The following is a 25,646-nucleotide window of genomic DNA, read 5'->3' as shown; positions in this document are numbered from 1 at the left end:
CATCTTTGTAGAACCAAGTTACTGTTAACGTTCCTCCACACTCAGAGTAAGTTCCTGTAATTTCTCCTTCAACTTCTCCTGCTATTAAACAAGCGTCAGTCTCAGCATCATTACTATATGATAAGTATCCTGCAACATAAGATGCTGCTTCATCACATGTAATCTCTTCATCTTCTACTGGTACAAACTCTGCTGCTGGTGCTGGTAATACAGTTACTGTTTTGGTAGCTGTAATCTCTCTTTGACAATCATCCATAAATGTCCAAGTTACCATTAACTCTCCACCACACTCTGTGTAAGTTCCACTTAATTCTCCTTCAACCTCTCCTGCTATTAAACAAGCGTCAGTCTCAGCATCATTACTATATGATAAGTATCCTGTAACATAAGACGCTGCTTCATCACATGTAATCTCTTCATCTTCTACTGGTGCAAATTCTGCAGCTGGTGCTGGTAATACAGTTACTGTTTTGGTAGCTGTTATTTCACGCTCACAATCATCTTTGTAGAACCAAGTTACTGTTAACGTTCCTCCACACTCAGAGTAAGTTCCTGTAATTTCTCCTTCAACTTCTCCTGAAATAGAACAAGCTTTAGTTTCTGCATTGTTGTTGTATGATAAATATCCTGCTGTATATGTTGCAGCTTCATCACAAGTGATTTCTTCGTCTGTTACGGACTCGAAAGATGCCATTGGTGCTGGCTCAACTGTTACTGTTTTAGTAGCTGTAATCTCTCTTTGACAATCATCAACATATGTCCAAGTTACCAATAACTCTCCACCACACTCTGTGTAGCTTCCTGTAATTACTCCTTCTACTTTTCCTGAAATGTAGCATGACTTTGTTTCTGCTCCATTATTATAGGTTAAGAATCCTGCTGAGTATGATCCTGCTTCATCACAAGAAATTACTTCATCTTCTACTGGTGCAAATTCTGCAACTGGTGCTGGTAATACTGTTATTGTTTTACTAGCTGTGATTTGACGATTACAATCATCAGTATATGTCCAAGTTGCTATTAACTCTCCACCACATTCTGTGTAGCTTCCACTTAATGATCCTTTTACTTTTCCTGAAATATAGCAAGCGTCTGTTTCTGCTCCATTGTTATATGTTAAGAATCCAGCTGAATAAGTTGCTGCTTCATCACAAGTGATTTCTTCGTCCTCTACTGGTGCAAATTCTGCAACTGGTGCTGGAGAAATAGTAACAATTTTTGTAGCTGTAATTTCTCTCTGGCAATCGTCCATAAACGTCCAAGTTACCACAAACTCTCCACCACATTCTGTATAGCTTCCTGTAATTTCTCCTTCTACTTCACCTGCTATTAAACAAGCGTCAGTCTCAGCATTATTTGTGTACTCTAAGTTAGCCGATTGATAAACAGCAGCCTGATCACAAGTAATAGTAATGTTTTGAGGAACATTTACAAATTCAGCTTTAGGTGCAGGTAATACAGTTACTATTTTTGTAGCCGTAATCTCTCTTTGACAATCATCCATAAATGTCCAAGTTACTTGCAACTCTCCACCACATTCAGTATAGCTTCCACTTAATTCTCCTTCTACTTGTCCTTCAATTAAACAAGACTCAGTCTCAGCATTATTACTATATGATAAGTAGCCTGCAACATAAGATGCAGCTTCATCACATGTAATCTCTTCATTTTCCACTGGAGCAAACTCTGCAGCTGGTGCTGGATTTACTTTAATTTGTTGAGTTTGAGTTATAGTTCTCTCACACTCATCAGTAAAAGTCCAATTAGCAAATAAAAGCCCTCCACATTCAGTGTAACTTCCAGTAATTTCTCCTTCAACTTCGCCTGCTATTAAACAAGCATCAGTTCCAGCTCCATTACTATATGCTAAGTAACCTGCCTCATAAGATGCAGCTTCATCACAATCAATTACAATAACCTCAACTGAATCAAATTCTGCAACAGGAGCTGGTAATACAGTTACTGTTTTTGTAGCTGTAATTTCACGCTCACAATCATCTTTGTAGAACCATGTTACTGTTAATGTTCCACCACACTCAGAGTATTCACCAGAGATTTCCCCTTCAACTTCTCCTTCTATTAAACAAGCATCAGTCTCAGCATTATTACTATATGATAAGTAGCCTGCAACATAAGATGCTGCTTCATCACATGTAATCTCTTCATCTTCTACTGGTGCAAATTCTGCAGCTGGTGCTGGTAATACAGTTACTGTTTTGGTAGCTGTAATTTCTCTTTGACAATCGTCAACATATGTCCAAGTTACTTGTAACTCTCCACCACATTCTGAATAGCTTCCACTTAACTCACCTTCTACTTCTCCTGAAATAGAACAAGCTTTAGTTTCTGCATTGTTGTTGTATGATAAATATCCTGCTGTATATGTTGCAGCTTCATCACAAGTGATTTCTTCATCTGTTACTGACTCGAAAGATGCCATTGGTGCTGGCTCAACTGTTACTGTTTTACTTGTTGTTATCTCTCTTTGACAGTCATCAACATATGTCCAAGTTACCAATAACTCTCCACCACACTCTGTGTAGCTTCCTGTAATTACTCCTTCTACTTTTCCTGAAATGTAGCATGACTTTGTTTCTGCTCCATTATTATAGGTTAAGAATCCTGCTGAGTATGACCCTGCTTCATCACAAGAAATTACTTCATCTTCTACTGGTGCAAATTCTGCAACTGGTGCTGGTAATACTGTTATTGTTTTACTAGCTGTGATTTGACGATTACAATCATCAGTATATGTCCAAGTTGCTATTAACTCTCCACCACATTCTGTGTAGCTTCCTGTAATTACTCCTTTTACTTTTCCTGAAATGTAGCAAGCGTCTGTTTCTGCTCCATTGTTATATGTTAAAAATCCAGCTGAATAAGTTGCTGCTTCATCACAAGTGATTTCTTCGTCCTCTACTGGTGCAAATTCTGCAACTGGTGCTGGTAATACTGTTATTGTTTTTGTAGCTGTAATTTCTCTCTGGCAATCGTCCATAAACGTCCAAGTTACCATTAGCTCTCCACCACATTCTGTATAGCTTCCACTTAATTCTCCTGCAACTTCACCTGCTATTAAGCATGCTTCAGTCTCAGCATCATTAGTATAAGCTAAGTATCCTGCTTCATAAGATGCCGCTTCATCACAAGTAATTTCTTCATCTGATACTGACTCAAAAGCTGCCATTGGTGCAGGCTCAACAGTGATATCTTGAACATAGGTAATTTCTCTTTCACATTCATCTGTATATGACCAAGTTACTTTAAGGTATCCACCACACTCTGTATAGTTTCCACTTAATTCTCCTGCAACTTCACCATTTATAGCACAAGCTCCAGAGTCAACACCATTTGTATAAGCTAAACTTGAAGGTTGGTAACTACCAGCCTCATCACAACTTATACTTATGTTATCAGGAGTGTTTAAGAAATATGTTTCAGGTGTTGGCTCAACAGTTATTGTTTGAGACATACTTACAGTATGATCACACTCATCTGTTACAGTCCAAGTTCTAACTAATGTTCCACCATCACAAAAAGTTCCAAGGTTTGAATCGTCTTCCTCTAATGTTACTACCAAGTTGTCTGCACAATTATCTGTAGCAGTTACTTGTGGAGCATCCGGAATTTCATCAATACAACTTACAGTTTCATCTTCAGGAACTCCAACTAACACAGGGTCTTCTGTGTCGCCTCCACTATATGAAATATCAATAGGGCTAGCAGTATTTCCACATTCATCAGTGATTTCGTACTTATAAGTTACACTCCAAGCACAATCACTACCTGTTGGCTCTCCAGACTTTACAACAATTACATCTCCACAGTTATCAGAAAAAAGATCTCTAATATCTGACTCAGATGGTCCTTCTGGAATTTCGTCAAAACAAACGTTTAAGTCTGATCCACCTGAAGGAATAACAGCATCTTCATTTAAAGTTGGAGCTGTTTGATCTCCTCCTGTGTAGTGAATTTTAAACTGCTCTTCAAAATCTCCACAAACAATATCATAAGTGTGGATGATTTCCCAATCACAGTCTGTTGACGGTTGAACCCAAGCTGAAGATTTAGTTACAGTTGGCGTAATTCCGTCACATATTTCGACGTACATTCCACCTACTTCTGCAGCGGTTGGTCCTACAGGAGCTTCATCCATACATCTATTTAAGTATGTACTTCGCTCCATCAGTTCGTTAGATTGCCCTAACATTGAGCCTGAACTAAACACAAAAAGCATGATAAAAGCCAAAGCCTTCATGCTCTTAAAATGCCTAGTAAAAAAGTCAATGCTACAACACCATAAATTTGTAGTAGGTCGCCATTTTATAGCTGAACCTCTACTACGGGTAAAATTGCTCATAAACATAACATTTGGTATTAAAATTAAAATTATCTATACATTTATTTCTTGGCAAAATTGCCAACATAACATAGATGGAGGTTAATACTTAAAATGTTAGGTTTGGGACCTAAATGATTAAGCTATTCAGTATTGCATAAATGAAATACAGAGTAACTTTTCCTTGAATGTAAACATTCAAAAAATCAATAAATGTGCTAATAATCAATTGTTCTGCTATTAAACAATTTTAGGTAAGATGCGTAAAAATTTTCTTGTAAAAAGGGCTTTTATTACGCTAAATAAACGATATGAAATACCATCTATTTACTTTCAAAAGTATATTTTATAATAGTGACTCACAAATAAAATTTGTTTTTTTTTAACAAATAAACAGTTAAACATTTCTTTTTTGCAGTTAATCGAAAAGCAGTTCATTTTCAATGCAAAAATCATCGATAAAATGCACAGACTTTTTTATCATTTCATGAAAAATTTGATCATGATCAACAAAATCCACTTCCTTTCTATAGGCTTTTAGAAATGCCTCAATTAAGCTAGATGATTTTTTAGGTTTTCTAAAAAACAGTGCTTGTGAAGCGTTGAAAAGTTCAATTGCCAAAATCCTTTCAACGTTATCAACTAGCCTATATGCTTGAGTTGCTGCATTAGCTCCCATACTTACATGATCTTCTTGACCATTACTAGAAACTATACTATCAATACTAGCTGGTGTTGCTAATTGCTTGTTTGCACTAACAATACTAGCTGCTGTATATTGTGGAATCATAAACCCAGAATTTAATCCAGGATTGTCAACTAAAAATGTTGGTAAACCTCTTAAACCAGATACAAGTTGAAATGTTCTTCGCTCTGAGATATTTCCTAACTCTGACATTGCTATTTTTAGGTTATCAAAAGCTAATGCTAGTGGTTGACCATGAAAATTTCCTCCTGATATAATTTGATCTTCACCAATAAAAATATTTGGGTTATCTGTTACTGAGTTTATTTCAGTCTTAAATACTTTATGTACATACTCCAATGCATCTTTAGTTGCACCATGAACTTGCGGTATACACCTAAATGAATATGGATCTTGTACATGTTGCTTCTTTTGTTTTATCAGCTCACTATCCTCAAGAAATTCTCTAACTCTTTCAGCAGTTTTTAATTGTCCATTATGAGGTCTTATTAAATGAACCAATTCACTAAATGGCTCTATTCTACCATCAAAAGCGTCAATTGAGATACTACCTATTAAATCGGCTAAATATGAAATTTTATAAGATTTAATAAGGACATGTATTCCATAAGCACTCATAAATTGTGTACCATTTAAAAGCGCTAAACCTTCTTTTGACTGTAATTGAATTGGTTTCCAATTAAAATCCGAAAGCACTTTTTCAGAAGCTACTATGCTACCTTTATAATAAACCTCACCTTTTCCAAGTAAAGGCAAAGCCAAATGTGCTAAAGGTGCTAAATCGCCCGAAGCTCCTAACGAGCCTTGAGTATATACTATTGGTAAAATATCATTATTATAAAAGTCTACCAATCGGTTTACAGTTTCCAATTGCACACCACTAAAACCGTAACTTAAAGATTGAATTTTCAAAAAGAGCATAAGTTTTACAACTTCATTTGGTACTTGTTCTCCAATACCACAAGCATGAGACATCACAAGGTTTTCTTGTAACTGCGTTAACTTATCTTTAGAAATTTTTACATTATATAGAGAACCAAATCCTGTATTAATACCATAAATAGGTTCGTCTTGTAAAGACATTCTATCATTTAAGTAGGTTCTGCATTTAGAAATTTTATCGATTGCTTCTTTAGAGAGTTCAATCTTTTTATGTAATTGTATTATATCATTAATATCTGATAATTGTAAAATATCAGAAGATATATAATGAATGGAGTCCATAATGAAATTTTAGTGCCTCAAAATTCAACATTCCTTAAATATTATGCAACTAATGTTAATAATTAATAAAATATCATGAATTGTAGCTATATTCTGTTATTTTTGAGTAAACTAAAACAAACTCCCATGAAAAAAACACTAATTTTATTAAGTTCTGTTACTTTGCTTATGGCTTGTAATGAAGAACCTAAAGTTGACTATGCTCTGTTTTCTGGAAAAATTGAAAACAAAAATAGCGACAAACTAACTGTACGTAGTGGAGATTTCACGAAAACCATTGCCGTTGCTGAAGATGGAACTTTTGCCGACACATTACGTGTAGATACAGGCGTATATATGTTTAATGACGGTAAAGAAATCTCTAACGTTTATTTAGCTCCTGGATATGATTTAAACTTAACGTTAAACACAAAAGAATTTGATGAAACGATTGCCTACACTGGTGTTGGTGCTGAAGTAAACAACTACTTAGCAGGTAAATCATTAAATGACGAAAAACTATCAAGCGAAATAGGAACACCAGAATTATATGCTTTAGAAGAAGAAGAATTTTTAAACAAAATCAATGAGTTCAATACTTCTAAAACTGAATTACTTAAAAACTCTGGAGTGTTGGACGAAGATTTTGTTGCTATGGAAACTAAAAACCTGAAGTACGATTATTTATCTAACATACAAAGATACCCAACATATCACGAGTATTTTGCTAAGAAAGAAGGTTTCAAAGTTTCTGACGACTTTATGAAACCATTAGAAGGTATAGACTTTACTAATGAAGAAGATTATAACAACATAGCAGCATACAAAGCTATGGTTCAAAACCACTATAGTACTAAATTAAATAGTGGTGAAAATGTTGAAGCTACTTTTAAAGAGCTAAACGCTTTAAACGCACCTTCAATAAAAAAAGACCTAGCTAAAATGTTAGCTTATGAAGTTTCTCCTGGTAACGAAAATCTTGAAGCTTACTACAATGGAGTTTCTTCATTATCTGATGACCAAGAGTTTAAAGACAAGCTTACAGAAAAGTACAACAAAGTTAAGCTATTAGCAAAAGGAAACCCTTCTCCAGAATTTACTAAATACGAAAACCATAAAGGAGGTACTACATCTTTATCTGACTTAAAAGGAAAGTATGTATACATTGACGTTTGGGCTACATGGTGTGGACCTTGCAAACGCGAAATTCCTTTCTTAAAAGAAGTTGAAGCACAATTTCATGGTAAAAATATTGAATTTGTGAGCACATCAATTGACGTTGCAAAAGACCATGATGCTTGGGTTGAAATGGTTAAAGAAAAAGAGTTAGGTGGTATTCAGTTATTTGCTGATAACGATTGGAAATCTCAATTCGTACAAGATTATGCAATTGAAGGTATTCCAAGATTTATTTTAGTTGATCCTGATGGCAACATTGTAAGTGCTGATGCTCCAAGACCATCTAGTCCTAAACTAGTTGAGTTATTTGAAGAATTAAGTATTTAATAATTATTGTATAAAATGAAAAAAGCCACTATAACAGTGGCTTTTTTTTATGCGTTTTGGTCTTCTTTATTTTCTGCTTGTTGTGGTTGTTCAGGCTGCTTAAACAAATCAATATAAGCTTCACCTAAACCTTCAATAACATGACTTGCAATTAAACTTTGATAGCCATAATCCTGCAGAATAATATCTGCAGATTTACCATGTAAATACACTCCAAAAATAGAAGCAACCAACGGTTGATACCCTTGAGTTATTAATCCTGTTATAACTCCTGTAAGCACATCTCCTGTTCCTGCTGTAGCTAACCCAGGATTTCCAGTAGTATTTACATAGTATTTATCCTGAAAAACGGTTATTGTATTTGCTCCTTTTATGATTACAATTACGTTGTACTTTTTAGAGAATGCTTTGGTTTTTTCTAGTTTGTCAAAATCGTCTTTCCAAGTTCCTACAAGTCTTTCTAATTCTCTTGGATGTGGTGTTAAAACGGTTTGCTCAGGTAATAATTTCAACAAAGCTTTCTTCTTTGAAAGTATGTTTAATCCATCAGCATCAATAACCAAAGGTTTTGTGTTTGCTTTTAAAAATGCTTCAAAAGCAGCAATAGTTTTATCATGTGTTCCTATGCCTACTCCTATTCCAATTGCTGTTGGCTCAATTTCAAAAGAGATATCAGAAATACATTCTTCCTCTTTATCAGTAATCACCATAGCTTCAGGAAATGAAGACTGTAATGGCACATAACCACATTTAGGTACAAAAGCAGTTACTAAACCAACACCAGAAGACAAGGCAGCTCTACTTGCCAAAGTTACAGCTCCAATTTTTCCATAACTTCCACCAATAATCAAAGCATGACCAAAACTTCCCTTATGAGAAAATTTTTCTCTAGGTTGATAAAGTGGTAAAACTTCTTGTTTACCTATAAGCTCAGTTTCTGTATTTAAATTATAAATGTATTCTAAATCAATACCTATATCTAATACTTCCCATTGTACTGTATATTTTGAAGTTTGTGGTAAGAAGAAAACCAGTTTTGGTGTTTGAAAACTCAAGGTAAAACCAGCCCAAACCACATCATTTTCATTTTCAGGAACTTTATCTGTAAGTAATCCTGACGGAATGTCTATAGACAAGGTAAACGCTTTTGACGCTCTAAAATGCTGAAACAAGTGTTTAACCCAGTCATCAATTGGTCTGTTTAAACCAATACCAAAAACAGCATCAACTATAATAGCTTCTGGAGTTATTGATGGAAAGTCTTTTTCAGAAGTTAATAATGTAGGCCACTCTTTAGTGGTTTGTTTTATTCTATCATAATTAATCAAAAAGTCTTTTGATCGCTTATCACTATAGTTTACAACATAAGTATAAACATTGTAACCATGATTTATTAAATGTCTTGCCAATACCAAACCATCTCCACCATTATTTCCTATACCACAAAACACATGAATAGGAACTGGAGCTCCTTGCATACGCATGTGTATCCAGTTAAAAATTTGGGTTCCAGCACGCTCCATCAACTCGGTTGAGGATATGTTTTGACGTTTTGCTGTTAGTTTATCTCCTTCGTATATCTGTTCTTTGGATAATATTTTCATTATTTGTTAAAAAGTCTTTATGTTTTTTGTTAATTCCGTAAAAAGAATCAATTAGTTTTTTTATTAGAGTAAAAATAATACATTTGAAAGGTATATGAACACTAAGACAGTATTAAATACCAACTTTATATCATCAACAATTTTTGTTGCTGGCACTTCTGCATTCACATCTATTATTACAACCCGTTTGGGTTGCTATTAATATATTCTCTCCGGTCCAATGTGTTTTTTTAAACACAACAAATAAACAATATTATTTTTACTAAAGTCATTATAAAATGCACGTATTAAAATTTGGAGGAACTTCTGTAGGTTCTGTTGAAAATATAACAAAGGTTATTCAAATATTAGAAGACTATAAAAAAAGTCAACCTGTAATTTGTGTTGTATCAGCTGTTGGTGGAATAACTGATAAATTACTAAAAGCTGGTCACTTAGCTCAAACAAAAGATGAAAGTTATTTATCTGAATATAAAACTATTAAAGACATTCATTTAAATATATTATCTAGATTAATTCCAAATGTTGACAAAGCGGTTTTAGATAAACTAAACACTAAATTAGACAACCTAAAAAGCTTACTAGATGGTATTTATTTGATAAATGAGTTGTCGCCAAAAACGTCTGATAAACTAGTAAGTTTTGGAGAATTATTGTCATCTTACATCATCACTGAAACCATGAAATCAAAAGGTATTGATGTTGTTAGAAAAAATACACAAGAGTTGATTATAACTAACGATAACTTTACTAAAGCCGAAGTTAATTATAATACAACTTATAAGAATATTCAGGAGTATTTTAGTAACTCAACACAAGGTGTAACGATACTTCCTGGTTTTGTATCGAAATCTCAACAAGGTGAAATCACAACCTTAGGTCGTGGAGGCTCCGATTTTACTGCTGCTTTGGTTGCTTCAGCTTTAGAAGCTGATACTTTGGAAATATGGACTGATGTAAGTGGTATGTATACTGCAAACCCTAAACTTGTAAAGCAAGCCTACCCTATCAAAAAGCTGTCGTACCAAGAGGCTATGGAGCTTTCCCATTTTGGTGCAAAAGTACTTTATCCTCCAACGGTTCAGCCTGTGTTAGATAAAAACATCCCAATAGTGATTAAAAACACAATGGAACCTGATGCTGATGGTACTTACATTGCCCATGAACAAACCAATAATCTTACTGTTAGAGGAATAAGTAATATCAACGACATCTCATTATTAACACTTGAAGGTAGCGGAATGGTAGGTATTCCTGGGTTTTCAAAACGCTTGTTTGAAGTGTTAGCTAATTATAAAATAAACGTGGTTTTTATTACACAAGCGTCATCAGAACATTCTATTTGTTTTGGTGTAAATAAAGCTGATGCTAATCAAGCTAAAGAAAAGATTGACCAAGCTTTTGAGTACGAAATCACTCAGCATAAAATCAACCCTATTGTTATTGAAACTGACCTTTCTATAGTTGCACTTATTGGTGATAATATGAAAAGTCATCAAGGTATTAGTGGTAAAATGTTTAGTACTTTGGGTAAAAACAACATCAATGTTAGAGCAATAGCGCAAGGTGCTTCAGAAAAAAACATCTCTGCAGTAATTTCTGAGCATGATGTTAAAAAAGCATTGAATACATTACACGAAGTATTTTTTGAAGTAAAAACCAAACAACTTAATGTATTTATAACAGGGGTTGGTAATGTAGGAGAACGTTTGGTGGAGCAGATCAAACAACAGAAAAAATACCTTAAAGACAATTTGAAAATCAATTTAAGAGTTATTGGGTTATCAAACTCAAGACAAATGGTTTTTGACGAAGACGGTATTTCCCTTAAAAACTGGAAAGCGGTTTTAAGCACTGGTGAAACAGCCTCTTTAGAAGGCTTTTTCAAAACTGCAAAAGCAATGAATTTACGCAATAGCATTTTTGTAGATGTTACTGCAAACAAAGATGTTGCAAATTTATACGCTAACTATTTAAAAGAAAGTATTGCTGTTGTAGCATGTAATAAAATAGCCTGTTCTGATACTTTTGACAAATATAATCAGCTTAAATATCTATCAAGAAAATACAATGCGCCATTTTTGTTTGAAACTAATGTTGGTGCAGGTTTACCAGTTATTGACACACTCAATAATCTTATCGCTTCTGGTGATAAAGTCACATCTATTCAAGCTGTATTATCGGGAAGTTTAAACTTCGTTTTTAATAATTTTAATGATACAACCAAGTTTCACGATGTGGTAAAACAAGCACAAGCTGAAGGTTATACCGAACCTGATCCTAGAATTGACTTAAGTGGTGTTGATGTTGCTAGAAAAATATTGATTTTAGCCAGAGAAAGCGGAACCGTTATGGAATTGGAAGACATTACAAACGATTCTTTTTTAACTAAAGCCAATTTAGAAAGCGATTCTGTTGATGACTTTTATAAGACTTTAATTGATGACGATGCACATTTTCAAAAGCTATTTGCACAAGCCGATGAAAAAGGTTCGAAATTGAAATATGTAGCCGAATTTAATGAAGGCAAAGCCAAAGTTGGCTTAAAGGAAATTCCGCAAGGTCATCCATTTTACAACCTTGAAGGAAAAGACAATATTGTGATGTTTTACACCCAACGTTACAAAGAGCAACCAATGATTATCAAAGGTGCTGGTGCTGGAGCAGATGTAACTGCTTCTGGTTTATTTGCTGATATTATAAGAATCGGAAATGACTAATATGGATTCAATAAAAATATTTTCACCAGCAACTGTTGCTAACGTGTCTTGCGGATTTGATGTTCTTGGGTTTTGCCTCGACAGTGTTGGTGATGAAATGGTAATTAAAAAGACAAGTACCAAAGGGATAACCATTAGCAAAATTGAAGGTTATGATTTGCCTTTAGAAACCAAGAAAAATGTTGCTGGTGTTGCTGGTTTAGCCATTTTAGAAGCAGCCAATGTAAACTTTGGCTTTGATGTTGAAATTTACAAACATATCAAACCAGGAAGTGGTGTTGGTAGCAGTTCAGCAAGTGCTTCTGGAGTTGTGTATGCTATAAATGAATTACTAGGAAAACCTTTCAATAAAACGCAATTAACAGCATTTGCCATGAAAGGTGAAGCTGTAGCTAGTGGCAATGAACATGCTGATAATATTGCTCCAGGATTATTTGGCGGATTTACTTTGGTAAAAAGTTTAGAGCCTCTAGAAATTTTAGAACTCCCTACTCCTACTGATTTATATGCGACCATTGTGCATCCTCAAATTGAGGTAAAAACTTCTGAAGCAAGGGCTATTTTACCTAAACACATTCAATTTAAAGACGGAATTACACAATGGGCAAATGTTGGTAGTTTGGTTCATGGGTTGCATACTTCAGATTACGATTTAATCAGTCGTTCATTGCAAGATGTTATTGTAGAACCACATAGAAAACAGCTTATACCACAGTTTGATGTTGCCAAAGCTTCTGCAATGCAATCTGGTGCATTAGGTGTTGGTATTTCTGGTTCTGGACCTTCAATTTTTGCTTTAAGCAAAGGAGAAACAATAGCAAACCAAGTTGCCGAAGCCTTTCAAAATGTGTATAAAAACACAACAATAGATTTTAAAGTTTACGTTTCAAAAATTAATCCTAACGGAATAAAAACACTATCATGAACTACTTTTCACTAAATAAAAAAGCACCAAATACTACTTTTAAGAATGCAGTAATTAAAGGGTTGGCTCCAGACAAAGGCTTATACTTTCCTGAGAGTATCACTCCTTTACCAGACTCTTTTTTTAAGTCTATTGATTCGCTTTCATATTCTGAAATTGCCTTTGAAGCTATCAAACAGTTTGTGACTCCAGATATCCCTGAAGCAGTTTTAAAAGACATTATAGAAGATACATTGTCGTTTGATTTTCCTGTTGAAAAAATAACCGATTCTATTTCAACTTTAGAATTATTTCATGGTCCAACAATGGCTTTTAAAGACGTTGGTGCGCGTTTTATGGCTAGATGCTTGGGTTATTTCAATCAGAATAACACCAACGAAGTTACAGTTTTGGTAGCGACATCAGGAGATACTGGAGGCGCTGTAGCTAATGGTTTTTTAGGTGTTGAAGGTGTAAATGTGGTGATTTTATATCCTAGCGGAAAAGTGAGCGATATCCAAGAAAAACAATTAACTACGCTTAAAAAAAACATTAAAGCATTAGAAGTTCATGGTACGTTTGACGATTGTCAAGCTATGGTAAAACGAGCATTTTTAGACGACACTTTAACTAGTAAAATGCAACTCACGTCAGCAAACTCTATCAATGTAGCACGATGGTTACCGCAGTTATTTTACTTTATGTTTGCTTACAAACAACTTCACAAGAGTTATGACAATATTGTGTTTTCAGTACCAAGTGGTAACTTCGGAAATATTTGTGCTGGTATGATGGCACAACGTTTAGGCTTACCAGTTAAACATTTTATTGCTGCAAACAATGCCAATGCTATCGTATACAATTATTTACAAACGCAGCAGTACGAACCAAAACCTTCAGTACAAACCATAAGCAACGCTATGGATGTTGGTGACCCAAGTAATTTTGTACGTATTCAGGAATTACATAATAACGATTTTGAAACCTTATCAAAGCAATTAAGCGGTTATAGTTTTACTGATGAAGAAACCATTAAAGCTATTGAAGAGTTATACAATGAGTATAATTATATTGCAGATCCTCATGGAGCTGTTGGATATTTAGCATGTAAATCGCATTTAAAAACCAACCCAAATGACCACTGTGTGTTTTTAGAAACTGCGCATCCTACTAAGTTTTTGGATGTTGTAGAAGATACTATTAAAGAAAATATAGATTTACCTGAGCAAATCTTAAAAGTGATGAAAAAGAAAAAACGTTCAGTAGAAATTTCAACTTACGAAGATTTAAAGGCGTTTTTATTGTAAAAGTTAACTGTCTCAGCAAGCACAGGAAGCATGAATGAAAAGCAGTTATGATTTCTAGGCAAGCCTTGGTGCATTTAAATCTCGATTATCGAGTAAATAGTGCTATCTTTAAATCATGAAAGAACAGCTTACACTAAAAACAACTGACACTCTTGCTCTTGAACGCACTAGATTAGCAAATGAACGAACATTTTTAGCCTATTTTAGAACTTTTGTCGTTTTTGTGAGCTCTGGTGTTGCTATATTAAAGCTTACCATTTTACAAGAAATTACTCCTATTGGATATTCCTTGTTGATTATTGCTCCTGTGTTATTACTCATAGGAGCATTACGATTCTTTTATGTAAAGCGGAAACTAAAAAAATACTTTTACAAAGCTTAGTCTAGTTTAGGTAATTGTAAACCAGATAATACACTTTCTTCTTTCATTAAAGCTTCAATTTCATCAGATTTTCTTGGAGCTTCTGCTGATAAGTTGATTGGACCATTTTCAGTAATTAAAATGTCATCTTCAATACGAACAGCAATTCCCCACCATTTTTCATCGCAATCGCTACCTTCAGGAATATAAATACCTGGTTCTACAGTAATCACCATATTCGGTACAAAAGCACCTCTCAAATTAGTGTCATGAACATCAAGTCCAATATGATGTGAAGTCCCATGCGGAAAATATTGTCTCGCATCAGCTTCATTTTTAGCGATACCTAATTTCACCAAACCTTTATTAATTATCTCTCTAGAAGCAGCATCAGTATCTCTTGTTGAGTTTCCTACTATAGTAGCATTAATTCCAGCTTCTTGAGCTTCGTATACTAAATCGTAAATTTGTTTTTGTTCTTTCGAAAACTTACCGTTAGCAGGTATGGTTCTGGTAACATCTGCTGTATAACCATGATACTCTGCACCAAGATCCATAAGCACTAAATCATTACCGAGTTTCGTTTTATTGTTTTCAATATAATGCAGCACACAACCGTTATGGCCAGCACCAACAATACTAGGATAACCTTCATACTCGCTACCATACTTTTTATACACATATTCATGCACACCTTGTACTTCAGTCTCAGACATATTAGGATGCATTGCTTTCATAATTTCGCGCTGTCCCATTGCCGAAATTCGCACAGCTTTCTTTAACAATACCATTTCTTCGTCAGTTTTAACTTCTCGCAAACCTGCCATTAATCTTCCTAAGGTTCGTGTATCTGTTTTTACTTTAGATTGCAGTACTTGCGTGTCTTGCTCCTCTTCGATTTGATCTTTCTTGTTATCAATATCAAAAGCTTCTAGCACATGAATTTGCTGTTTAAACGACTGTATTAAACTGTACAAATCTGCTGTGTTTCGTTTAGAATCTCTATAGTCATCTTTAAAATCGAAATACAACACCGAATCAAAACTAGTAAAATCAATTCCTGACTCTAAAAACTCCTTTCCATTAAAAGCCATTTCAAACCCTAACTGCTCTTTTGCGCCTTCTACTCCTAGCCTGTAACCTGTCCATTGTTCTGCTCTAGCATTACGCTCTTGAACATATAGTATTTCGTTGTAGCGTTTGCCTTCGGAATTGGTTTGATGCTCTGAGAATATCACTAAAACTGCATGAGGCTCTTTGTAACCTGTGAGGTAGTAAAAATTAGGATCCTGATGGTATACATAATCTACATCGTTAGCTCTGTTTCTAACAGGATTAGAAAAGAAAACTGCCACACTATTCTCTGGCATTTTTCCTCGTAAAGCTTCTCTTCTATTTTTATGAAATTCTGAACTTAAAAAATCTTCAGGCAACCCTTTTTGTGCTGTTACAGTTAAGGTTAACAACATTATACATACGGAAAATAAAATTCTCATGAGTTTGTTTAATTAGTCTTAAAAATTAAAAATAAATAATAATGTATTGCTAATATAATTATCGCTTTACATTAACATTTTTTTGTAAAACTTTTTAAGTGTTAAGGCGTTTAAATAAACAGATAATTTTATATACTTTTGCGAATAGATGAAGGAGTTTTTACTACTAATAATCGAGTTTTTAGGTGATAGTGTTGAAATACTACCCAATAGTAAAAATCCAAAAAAAGCAATAGTTTCAGTTATTTTGGTTTTAGCTGTTGTTTTTCTAATAATTTATTTACTAACCAAAGATTTTTAAAATGAAAGATACCGCCTTAACAGCAACACATCAAGCTCTTGGAGCAAAAATGGTTCCTTTTGCAGGATACAATATGCCAGTACAATATGAAGGTGTAAACATTGAGCATGAAACCGTAAGAAATGGTGTTGGTGTTTTTGATGTGAGCCATATGGGAGAATTTTTAATTGAAGGACCTCATGCGCTTGAGCTTATTCAAAAAACATGTAGCAATGATGCTTCAAAACTTACTGTTGGAAAAGCGCAATACAGCTGTATGCCTAATGATGATGGTGGTATTGTTGATGATTTAATTATCTATCGTATTAAGGAAGACATTTATTTATTGGTAGTAAATGCGAGTAATATTGAAAAAGACTGGAACTGGTTACAATCTAAAAATGATGTAGGTGCAGAACTACGTGATTTAAGCGAAGATTATTCGTTATTAGCCATTCAAGGACCAAAAGCTGTTGAAGCTATGCAATCCTTATCAAGTCATGATTTGTCAGATATTAAATTTTACAATTTTGTAGTTGGTGATTTTGCAGGTATTGAGCATGTTATTATTTCAGCAACAGGATATACAGGAAGTGGTGGATTTGAAATTTACTGCAAAAACAGTGAAGTTAAACAAGTTTGGGACAAAGTGTTTGAAGCTGGAGCTGATTATGGCATTAAGCCAATTGGTTTAGCAGCAAGAGATACGCTACGTCTAGAGATGGGTTATTGCCTTTACGGAAATGATATAGACGATACAACCTCTCCTATTGAAGCTGGTTTAGGCTGGATTACAAAATTCACTAAAACTTTCACAAACTCTGAAGCTTTAGAAGACCAAAAGCGTCGTGGAGCTGAACGTAAACTAGTGGCTTTTGAGCTAGACGAAAGAGGAATTCCGCGTCAAGGATATGACATCGTAGATTCTCAAGGAAAAACAATAGGTAATGTAACTTCTGGGACTATGTCACCTTCATTAAACAAAGGTATTGGATTAGGATATGTACCAACTGTATTTGCAGATGCTGGTAGTAAAATTAATATTCAAATTAGAAAAAATGCTGTTCCTGCAACCGTAGTGAAATTACCATTTTACAAAGGTTAAAATATGATAGATTACCAAAACATTTTAAATCAAATAAGTCAAAAAGTTACCAAGGATAAAAACAAAGGCAAAATTGCAAGTTATATTCCTGAATTGGCAACTGTAGATTTGAATAGTTTTGGTATTCATTTACAATTAGTCTCTGGTGAGCAGTTTGCGGTTGGAGATGCGCACAAGTCCTTTTCAATTCAAAGTATCTCTAAGGTATTATCCTTGGCGTATGCAATGTCAATTATTGGTACAGACTTATGGAAACGACTAGATGTTGAACCCTCAGGAAACCCATTTAATCATCTTTCGCTTTTAGAGTTAGAAGAAGGTATTCCAAGAAATCCTTTTATTAATTCTGGAGCCATTGTAATTGCTGATATTCTCGTGTCTAATTTAGAAAATCCAAAATCTGATTTTTTAAATTACATACGAGATATTACTGGAGACAACACTATTGATTACAATTACAAGGTAGCTCAATCTGAAAAAGAAACAGGTTTTAACAACTATGCTGCAGCTAACCTATTAAAATCATTCAACAACTTAAATAATGATGTTGAGGTGGTTTTAGACTTTTACTTTCATCAATGTGCATTACAAATGTCTTGTACACAACTCTCAAAGGCTTTTCATTTGTTTGCTAATAAAGGAAAATGTCTTGCTAATAAAGCACGACTTACTAAAAGTCAAGCCAAACGTATTAATGCTATAATGCTCACCTGTGGTTTTTATGATGAAGCTGGAGAGTTTGCTTTTGAGGTTGGCTTACCAGGAAAAAGTGGCGTTGGTGGAGGTATTGTAGCCTTACTTCCTAATGAGTTTGTAATTTCAGTTTGGTCTCCTGGATTAAATGAACGCGGAAACTCTAAACTTGGCATGAAAGCCTTAGAGCAATTTACTACACTCGCTAACCAATCTATATTTTAAAACGTTTAGTTTATAAGTATAAATGAAAAACGAAAACAAACATACTGTTTTAATTCTTGGTGCAAGTGGTTTTTTAGGTAACGCCATTTACAAAGAGCTATGTGCATATTTTAGAACATTTGGCACCTACCGAACTGCTAAACGTGAGTTTGAAAAGAACCAACATTTTTTTCAGTATGATGTTGAAGAAGACGATGTTGTTGAAATTATTGAAGCTGTAAAACCTACCATTATTGTTTCAGCACTTAGAGGCGATTTTCATGCGCAAGTAACAGCGCACAAGCACATTTCTGAGTATCTTCAAACTAACAAAAACTGTAAAATCATATTCATTTCTTCAGCAAACGCATTTGATGCTTATAGCAAATTTCCAAGTTACGAGCTCGATAAAACCTTTAGTAACAGTATTTACGGACACTTTAAAATTAAAGTTGAAAACATGCTTTTGCGTCTTCCAAAGCAGCAAGTAGTAATCTTAAGACTTCCAATAGTATTAGGCGTACAATGTCCTAGAATAAAGGAAATTCAACAGCATATTTTAGAAGGGACTTCAGTAGAAATTTTTCCTAATGTTATCATGAACGTGACTACTGACAGTAAAATTACCCAACAAGTACATTATATCATTAACCGTAATAAATATGGCATCTTTCATTTAGGAAGTACTGATTTGGTTCATCATGATGAATTCATAAAAGACATTGTAAAACTTCACACCCAAAAGCGTGTTAATTTCAAACATGTTTTTACCACTAACGAAGATAGATACTTAGCGGTATTACCTAAATACAACCTACTACCAAAACACTTACAAATATCAAGTACGCAAGTTTTGCAAGAGTTGGAAAAACAACACAATAGTTAACGTGAATAACGGATAAGAAATTTTCGTCAATTAGAGTGAATTTCACTATTAAAATGAGTGGAATTTGTATCGAAAACAAGAAAATTTCTATCAAAAACACACTTCTCGATACAAAATTCTTGCAGAATTTTACTCGAAGTGACTCATATTATTCACGTTAATTAACCAATAATTTATTACCTTTAAGGGTAACCAAATTATTTAACTTTTATGACACTCCTTACCCAAGATGCTATAGAAAAAAAACTATTGCGTTTCCCTGACTGGGAATATTACGAAAACGCTATTCATGTAGAGTTTGAATTCGATAATTTTAAAGACTGCTTTAGTGCCATGAGCCGAATAGCTTTTGAATGCGAAGCGCAAAATCATCATCCAAACTGGACCAATGTCTACAACATACTTACCATTTCGCTTTCAACACATAGTGCCAATGGTGTTACCGAAAAAGATTTTAAACTAGCCGAAGCTATTGAAGCAATTGTAGAAGTTCAAGAATAGTTGTTTTTACAACGCTACATTTTTATTACATTTGGTCAAAATTTTAAATTAAGTAACAATTTATGGGAAGAGCTTTTGAATTTCGTAAAGCGCGAAAAATGAAACGTTGGTCTGCAATGAGTAAAGCCTTTACACGTATTGGAAAAGATATTGTAATGGCTGTTAAAGAAGGTGGTCCTGATCCAGACAGTAACTCCAGGTTAAGAGCAGTAATACAAAATGCCAAATCGGTAAACATGCCTAAAGACAATATTGAACGTGCCATAAAACGTGCGTCCGATAAAAACCAAGGCGATTATAAAGAAGTATTATTTGAAGGCTATGCACCACATGGTATTGCTATTTTGGTTGAAACTGCAACTGATAATAATACACGAACAGTAGCAAACGTAAGAAGCTATTTTAATAAATGCGATGGTAGTTTAGGCACATCAGGTTCGGTAGTGTTTATGTTTGACCATACCTGTAACTTTAAAGTAAAAAGTGACGGAATAGATCTTGAAGAACTAGAATTGGAGCTCATTGATTTTGGTGTAGAAGAAGTATTTGAAGACACTGACCAAGATGCTGATGGAAACGAGCAAACCAGTGTAATGATTTATGCACCATTTGAAAGTTTTGGAAAAATACAAGCTTATTTAGAAACCAATAACATTGAAATTTTATCTTCAGGATTTGAGCGTATACCACAAGTTACCAAAGCAATTACTGCAGAACAAGCTGAAGATGTAGAAAAACTATTAGAAAAGCTTGAAGAAGATGACGATGTACAAAACGTATATCACACTATGGAAGAAACTGCTGAGTAAATAAAAACTTATTAATAATTATTTAAAAAGTTCCGGTGAGACTATTACAGATAGCTTATCGGAACTTTTTTATTCACCAAACGCTACAACTCTCTAAAAATCATTAACTTTAAATCCGTAACTGACGGTTATACGAGACCGTTCTACGCAATTTGAAAAAAACATTCGACATAGCATTAATTATTGTGACAATATTAGTTGTCGGCTTTGTTGGAATTTCACTTTTTGGAGTTTCAATAATGGGAAAAAGAGCAAATCCCAAAAATGACTTTCAAACTGAACAGAAAACATCTGATTTTGATTTAAATACGGACTTAACCGATTTTAAGAAAAAGATGACTGAATTAGACACTTTAAAAATTTTCTTCGACCATTCCGTTTGCACATACGAAGGTTATGAGAGAATTGAAATCACCAAACATTCTGACTCAATAAAAGTTCGGACTGAATTCAAAGAACTGACTTTTAACGAAAATAAAAATCCAGATTGGAATTTAGTTTACGAGAAAAAAATATCGGAAAAGGACACGGTTTGGCAATTTGATAAGTTTATTGAACGAAATGCTCAACGCAAAACGTCGGACGACAAAACACGTGGAATTTTAATTGTTCAAAACAAAAAAGACTCAATTCAGTTTTTTACCAATGGACTTGTGGACTTGAATCGATTTTTGGAAGATTACTATCTGACTATGAGAAAAATATACCCAGAAAACAAAAACGGAATTTATGGATATGAACTTGTTGAGGAATAAAAACTGCGTAGAACACCGTGTATAGCTTATTGCGGCTGAATTCCTAATCGGAATTCATTGCAATTTGCTATCTTCGTTTTACGGCGGAAAATCCTCGCGGATTTCCCGCAACGAGCCATACACAAAACCGTTGGCGGTAATTAAAAATGAACGACTTCGAAAAACATATGACCCAATATTGGACTGAAGAATTTCCTGATGTTTGGTCATTTCTATGGTCGCCTGAAGAAGCTGAAAAAATTCCGACTGAACATAAGGACCAAATTCACTTCCTGAATGAAAACGGGACAGAACTAATTAACGAGTTCTTGGACAGTTCAAAAATGACACAAGGACTTCCTTATGAACCGTTCAAAAAATATTTCAAATCGATTGACGAGTTCAGAGTGATTGAAAATTGTGACAGTGAAATAAAAAAATGGATGTACAATAAAGGTATTCCGTTTTCAAAGTACGTTTTCATTGATCGTGACAGAAGTGGACAATCAGTAATGTTAACTTGGAAAATGGTAATGAAATATTGGGAAGGAATATTTTTCGCTGACGACATTGTAATTTTCGACAGTTCACTTGAGTGGGGACTGTTTTACTACCACGAGAGTGAACTTTACTTTGGAACTGAAGTGATATTTGACAGGAGAGCGGAAGAACAAAAGACAATTGAACTGAACGAAATAATAAAAAAAATAACTACCGCCAACAATGGGTATAAAACATAGGGCGGACAGTGATTTCCACAAGTTTCGGGTTTTTAGCAAGCTTTGTCTCGGTGGACAAGTACGCAGCTCTAAATGCCCTACGTTTCATACCCGAGACCGTTAGCACCAATATAAACGAACAATCTACCAAATGAACGAAAATTTAGAAAAAGATTATCTGTTATCAAGTAGAAAAAGACGAATAGCAGCATTTTTAATTGACCATTTTACATTTTCCTTTCTGATAGTAGGAATTGTATTCTTGTCACTTGGGACAGATTTTATGGACGAAAATAATTTCAGTAATCTGACAAGCAAAATGTTACCGACAATGTTGATTGGATTTTTAATATACTTTGCGAAAGATTCAATAAAAGGAATTAGTCCAGGAAAGTGGGTTATGGGAATAATGGTAAGAGATGAAAATAAACCGAGTGAAGTTCCTTCTTTTGGAAAATTATTTGTCCGAAATCTATTTTTAATAATTTGGCCAATAGAATTTATAGTTCTTGCGTCAAGTCAAGAGAAAAAAAGACTTGGAGATAAAACTATAAAAGCAATTGTAGTTAAGAATCCAAATAAACCGGAAAAACTTCCGAGAGTTTTGGCATTAGTTGGAATTGGAATTGCCTTTTTTGCATTTACATTCTTATTTGCTGGTTCAGCAATGAAAAATTCAGATGCATACAAAGTTGCTATTTCAGAAATTGAACAAAATGAGGAAATCATATCAGAAATTGGCGGAATAAAAGATTATGGAATGATGCCTACTGGTAGTGTCAATATTTCAAATGGATATGGAGAAGCTCAATTGAGCATAAAAGTTATCGGAAATGAAAAGGATTTAAATGTTGGAGTTTACCTAACAAAAGAACCGAATGGAGAATGGAAACTAATAGAACTGAATAAATAAAATACTGGTGCTAACAATGGCTATAAGTAATTGCTTGTTTTCGCCTACTTCCGAAAATCCTCGCGGATTTCCCGCAACGAGCCATACCCAAAACCGTTAGGCGCAATCTGAAAAAAAATGCGAAAATTGAACATTCTATTCCTCGACTGGCGACTTTCACAAAGCAAAATTGGAAGTGCATTATCGTCTGAATTAGATTCTTCGATTTTTAATTTAAGTAATTTATTAAAAGAGCAATTAAGGAATAATGACAGTTTGGGGAAAGAAATGAGGAAAATATTGGAGAGCGGAGAAATGCTGACAACTGAAATAATTGGAAAATTTATTACAAAAAACTTAAAAGAAACCGATAATAATGTATTGGTTATAGAATATCCAAGAACGATTGAACAATTTGACGGATTAAAAAAAGTGCTTGCTGATGAAAATATTGAATTGGAGAATATCTGGTATTTTAAACAACGTGAACCAAAAGAATTTATGAATGACCATTTTAAAAACCCAATAGAAAAACAATGGTTAGACAAATATGGAGATGAAGTAATTGAAAAATGGAAAACTGAATTTACTCGAAGACGTGAACAAATCGCTGAAATTCGAAATATATCTGACGAGTTTAAGTGGAAAATAATAGAAATGGATTATATCGAGAATTTAAATTCGGAATATATATCAAGAAAAATAAAAGACTGTGTCTAACAATGTATAACCGCAATTACGGCGGATTCGACTGCGTCCGAATCCACTCGGAATTGCTAACGTCAGTGCTTAACCGAAAATTATTAACTTTAATCCCGTAACTGACGGTTATACGAGACCGTTAGCTACAACGCCCACTCAGACGCGGAGAAAAACACCAGAAAACCTATAAAAGTTAGCCTGTTTGCGTATAAAAAAACTAAAAGAAAAACGCAAAAACTGACCATAGCAAAGCGTAAAAAAAACACCAAAAATCGGACAAATAGAAACGCAAAATCCGACCAAAGCAGAGCGAAACTATTGCGTATGACTGATCTTCAGCAACGCTAAAAAAACAATAACGCAAGCAGAACTCTAAAAATTAATTTACAAAGTTTGCGCAATAAAAATTTATCAATCAAACCTTTAAAAAAGCGCAGTAGCTAACACTGTATAAAAATAATTGCTACTTTAGTGCTTAAACCAAGATATTTGCTTTCAGCTACTTCTGATTTTCCTACGGAAAATCCTCGAGCTGCAAACCGCAACTATGTTTATACGAAAGCCGTTGGCAGTAATTAGATTAAAATGAACTATAAAGGAACTATACCACCCGAATTAATTGACTCAATCAAAAATGGAAAATGCATACTATTCGTTGGAGCAGGTTTATCTGCTAAAATAAAAAGAACAAACAGGAAACAACTACCTCTTTGGGGTGCATTTCTTTCTGAATTGCTTGAATGGGCTAAATCAAAGAATGCCATGTTTTGGAATGGCCCAGATGAAATTGAAGAAATAATTAAAAAAGGGAATTATCTTCTAGCTGCTCAAGAACTGCAAGAATGTGTTACTCTTGGTGAATTTTCAGAATTCTTGAATTCTGTTTTTAGAGATTTAGATGTCAAACCGTCTGAAACTCACAAAAATATTTTCAAAATACCATTTAGAGCATTATTGACCACAAACTACGACAATCTTCTTGAAGGTGCATATGCATTAACTCATAGTGGTCAAGTTCCAATTAAATTTACTCAAGAAGATTTGAATACAATTTCTTCACCTTTACGTAGTGAAGAATTTTTTATTTTTAAAATTCACGGTGATGTTGATAGACCTGAGTCTATAATACTTGGAAGTAGAAGCTATAATCAAATACTTTTCCGCACACCAGAATATATTCACTTTTTAGAAACTCTTTTTACAACTCATACTGTACTATTTGTTGGCTTTAGTGGTGAAGATGTAGATTTCGATTTCGTAATCAATAGACTATCTACCATATACTCTAGAACTCTAAACAAACACTACATATTACTGCCTAATTCAAAATACAATTTGACTGAAAAAAGACGATTACTACTTGATAAAAGGCTTGAAGTTATCGAATATGAACCTGATAAAACTCACTCTCAGGTTGATGCTTTTTTTGAATCCTTAGATGATATTATTTCAAACAAAACTTCTGTTAACAAAGATAAAAAGACAAATAATAATCTTCCAACCAAGAAAGATAGAGGTTATGATACGACAGAGTTTTTAATAATTTCAAGTAAAACATTCCAAGAGAAATATAATGACCTAGTAGGTGATGTTATTTCAAACATTGGTGAATATTCAGGTTGGATGTGGTTTTACGGATTAGAATCATTAAAGGAGGATGAACTTATTAATGATTTACTTAAACGAGCTAAAAATGTAATTATTTTCTTTGACGAAGAGGTTCTAAAAATCAAGGAGGTAGAATATTTATTTGATATTATCACACTTAGAGAGATAGATAAACAAATGAAAATAGTGCCAATAGGTATCGGTAGTTTTGATGCACCTGTATTCTTAAGAAGAAGAATGACTTTTTTGAAAGAGCCCGTTGATAAACGAAGTTTAAGCAATATTATAAAATCTCAAATAAGAATAAAATAACTACTGCCAACAATGGGTATAAAACATAGGGCGGACAGTGGTTTCCGCAGGTTCG

Annotated in this window: 19 protein-coding genes; 15 read left to right on the top strand and 4 right to left on the bottom strand. The window is 34.1% G+C overall.

Annotated features, from left to right (window positions below; all coding sequences use genetic code 11):
- Together ABD011_RS09650 and hutH are read right to left on the bottom strand one after the other, a co-directional pair.
- A partial coding sequence (locus ABD011_RS09650) for an HYR-like domain-containing protein (RefSeq protein ID WP_343797818.1) occupies nucleotides 1-4,360 on the bottom strand: 4,360 nt, incomplete at its 3' end.
- Between the two features lie 397 nt (nucleotides 4,361-4,757).
- Entirely contained in the window at nucleotides 4,758-6,269 is a 1,512-nt protein-coding gene (gene hutH / locus ABD011_RS09645; RefSeq protein WP_129761853.1) for a histidine ammonia-lyase, read from the bottom strand.
- A 126-nt stretch (nucleotides 6,270-6,395) separates the two neighbouring features.
- Between hutH and ABD011_RS09640 the strand changes: the two genes are divergently transcribed.
- A complete protein-coding gene (locus ABD011_RS09640; protein ID WP_343797816.1) occupies nucleotides 6,396-7,754 on the top strand; it encodes a TlpA family protein disulfide reductase in 1,359 nt (452 codons plus the stop codon).
- A gap of 47 nt (nucleotides 7,755-7,801) precedes the next feature.
- On the opposite strand, the gene ABD011_RS09635 is transcribed toward ABD011_RS09640, so the two are convergent.
- Nucleotides 7,802-9,358: an NAD(P)H-hydrate dehydratase gene (locus ABD011_RS09635; RefSeq protein WP_343797814.1), complete on the bottom strand. Its 1,557-nt coding sequence runs from the start codon at nucleotides 9,356-9,358 to the stop codon at nucleotides 7,802-7,804.
- Nucleotides 9,359-9,636: 278 nt separating this feature from the next.
- On the opposite strand from ABD011_RS09635, the gene thrA reads away from it, so the two are divergent.
- The 4 genes from thrA (at nucleotide 9,637) to ABD011_RS09615 (ending at nucleotide 14,671) form a co-directional block, all read left to right on the top strand.
- Nucleotides 9,637-12,078 carry a bifunctional aspartate kinase/homoserine dehydrogenase I gene (gene thrA, locus ABD011_RS09630; protein WP_343797811.1) on the top strand — a complete coding sequence of 814 codons (2,442 nt, stop codon included), beginning with the start codon at nucleotides 9,637-9,639 and terminating at the stop codon, nucleotides 12,076-12,078.
- Between the two features lies 1 nt (nucleotide 12,079).
- Entirely contained in the window at nucleotides 12,080-13,003 is a 924-nt protein-coding gene (locus ABD011_RS09625) for a homoserine kinase (RefSeq protein ID WP_343797809.1), read from the top strand.
- A complete protein-coding gene (gene thrC, locus ABD011_RS09620; protein ID WP_343797807.1) occupies nucleotides 13,000-14,289 on the top strand; it encodes a threonine synthase in 1,290 nt (429 codons plus the stop codon). Before ABD011_RS09625 ends, thrC begins: the two co-directional genes overlap by 4 nt.
- Before the next feature lie 115 nt (nucleotides 14,290-14,404).
- Nucleotides 14,405-14,671: a DUF202 domain-containing protein gene (locus ABD011_RS09615; protein WP_134201295.1), complete on the top strand. Its 267-nt coding sequence runs from the start codon at nucleotides 14,405-14,407 to the stop codon at nucleotides 14,669-14,671.
- On the opposite strand, the gene ABD011_RS09610 is transcribed toward ABD011_RS09615, so the two are convergent.
- Nucleotides 14,668-16,146 carry an aminopeptidase P N-terminal domain-containing protein gene (locus ABD011_RS09610; protein ID WP_343797804.1) on the bottom strand — a complete coding sequence of 493 codons (1,479 nt, stop codon included), beginning with the start codon at nucleotides 16,144-16,146 and terminating at the stop codon, nucleotides 14,668-14,670. The genes ABD011_RS09615 and ABD011_RS09610 overlap by 4 nt on opposite strands.
- A gap of 302 nt (nucleotides 16,147-16,448) precedes the next feature.
- Here ABD011_RS09610 and gcvT point away from each other — a divergent pair, with 302 nt between their 5' ends.
- The 10 genes from gcvT (at nucleotide 16,449) to ABD011_RS09560 (ending at nucleotide 25,591) form a co-directional block, all read left to right on the top strand.
- A complete protein-coding gene (gene gcvT, locus ABD011_RS09605; RefSeq protein WP_343797802.1) occupies nucleotides 16,449-17,531 on the top strand; it encodes a glycine cleavage system aminomethyltransferase GcvT in 1,083 nt (360 codons plus the stop codon).
- Between the two features lie 3 nt (nucleotides 17,532-17,534).
- Nucleotides 17,535-18,449: a glutaminase gene (locus tag ABD011_RS09600; RefSeq protein ID WP_343797800.1), complete on the top strand. Its 915-nt coding sequence runs from the start codon at nucleotides 17,535-17,537 to the stop codon at nucleotides 18,447-18,449.
- 22 nt (nucleotides 18,450-18,471) lie between these two features.
- Nucleotides 18,472-19,314, top strand: a complete 843-nt coding sequence (locus ABD011_RS09595) for a sugar nucleotide-binding protein (RefSeq protein WP_343797798.1) — start codon at nucleotides 18,472-18,474, stop codon at nucleotides 19,312-19,314.
- Between the two features lie 210 nt (nucleotides 19,315-19,524).
- Nucleotides 19,525-19,815, top strand: a complete 291-nt coding sequence (locus ABD011_RS09590) for a 4a-hydroxytetrahydrobiopterin dehydratase (RefSeq protein WP_134201305.1) — start codon at nucleotides 19,525-19,527, stop codon at nucleotides 19,813-19,815.
- A gap of 62 nt (nucleotides 19,816-19,877) precedes the next feature.
- On the top strand, nucleotides 19,878-20,624 hold the full coding sequence (locus ABD011_RS09585) for a YebC/PmpR family DNA-binding transcriptional regulator (protein ID WP_129761865.1): 747 nt from the start codon (nucleotides 19,878-19,880) through the stop codon (nucleotides 20,622-20,624).
- 185 nt (nucleotides 20,625-20,809) lie between these two features.
- Complete coding sequence (locus tag ABD011_RS09580) at nucleotides 20,810-21,379, top strand: hypothetical protein (RefSeq protein WP_343797794.1); 570 nt, start codon at nucleotides 20,810-20,812, stop codon at nucleotides 21,377-21,379.
- A gap of 146 nt (nucleotides 21,380-21,525) precedes the next feature.
- Complete coding sequence (locus ABD011_RS09575) at nucleotides 21,526-22,098, top strand: hypothetical protein (protein ID WP_343797792.1); 573 nt, start codon at nucleotides 21,526-21,528, stop codon at nucleotides 22,096-22,098.
- 130 nt (nucleotides 22,099-22,228) lie between these two features.
- Nucleotides 22,229-22,990, top strand: coding sequence for an RDD family protein (locus ABD011_RS09570; RefSeq protein WP_103443152.1), 762 nt, complete (start codon nucleotides 22,229-22,231; stop codon nucleotides 22,988-22,990).
- A gap of 126 nt (nucleotides 22,991-23,116) precedes the next feature.
- A complete protein-coding gene (locus ABD011_RS09565; RefSeq protein WP_343797787.1) occupies nucleotides 23,117-23,689 on the top strand; it encodes a nucleoside monophosphate kinase in 573 nt (190 codons plus the stop codon).
- Between the two features lie 567 nt (nucleotides 23,690-24,256).
- Nucleotides 24,257-25,591, top strand: coding sequence for an SIR2 family NAD-dependent protein deacylase (locus ABD011_RS09560; protein WP_343797785.1), 1,335 nt, complete (start codon nucleotides 24,257-24,259; stop codon nucleotides 25,589-25,591).
- The last annotated feature ends 55 nt before the right edge of the window (nucleotides 25,592-25,646 follow it).

The organism is Gaetbulibacter jejuensis, assembly GCF_039524015.1.
In the GTDB taxonomy this organism is placed as follows: Bacteria; Bacteroidota; Bacteroidia; order Flavobacteriales; family Flavobacteriaceae; genus Gaetbulibacter_B; species Gaetbulibacter_B jejuensis.
The sequence above is the reverse complement of the archived record's forward strand: the minus strand, read 5'-3'. Positions and strand labels throughout refer to the sequence as shown.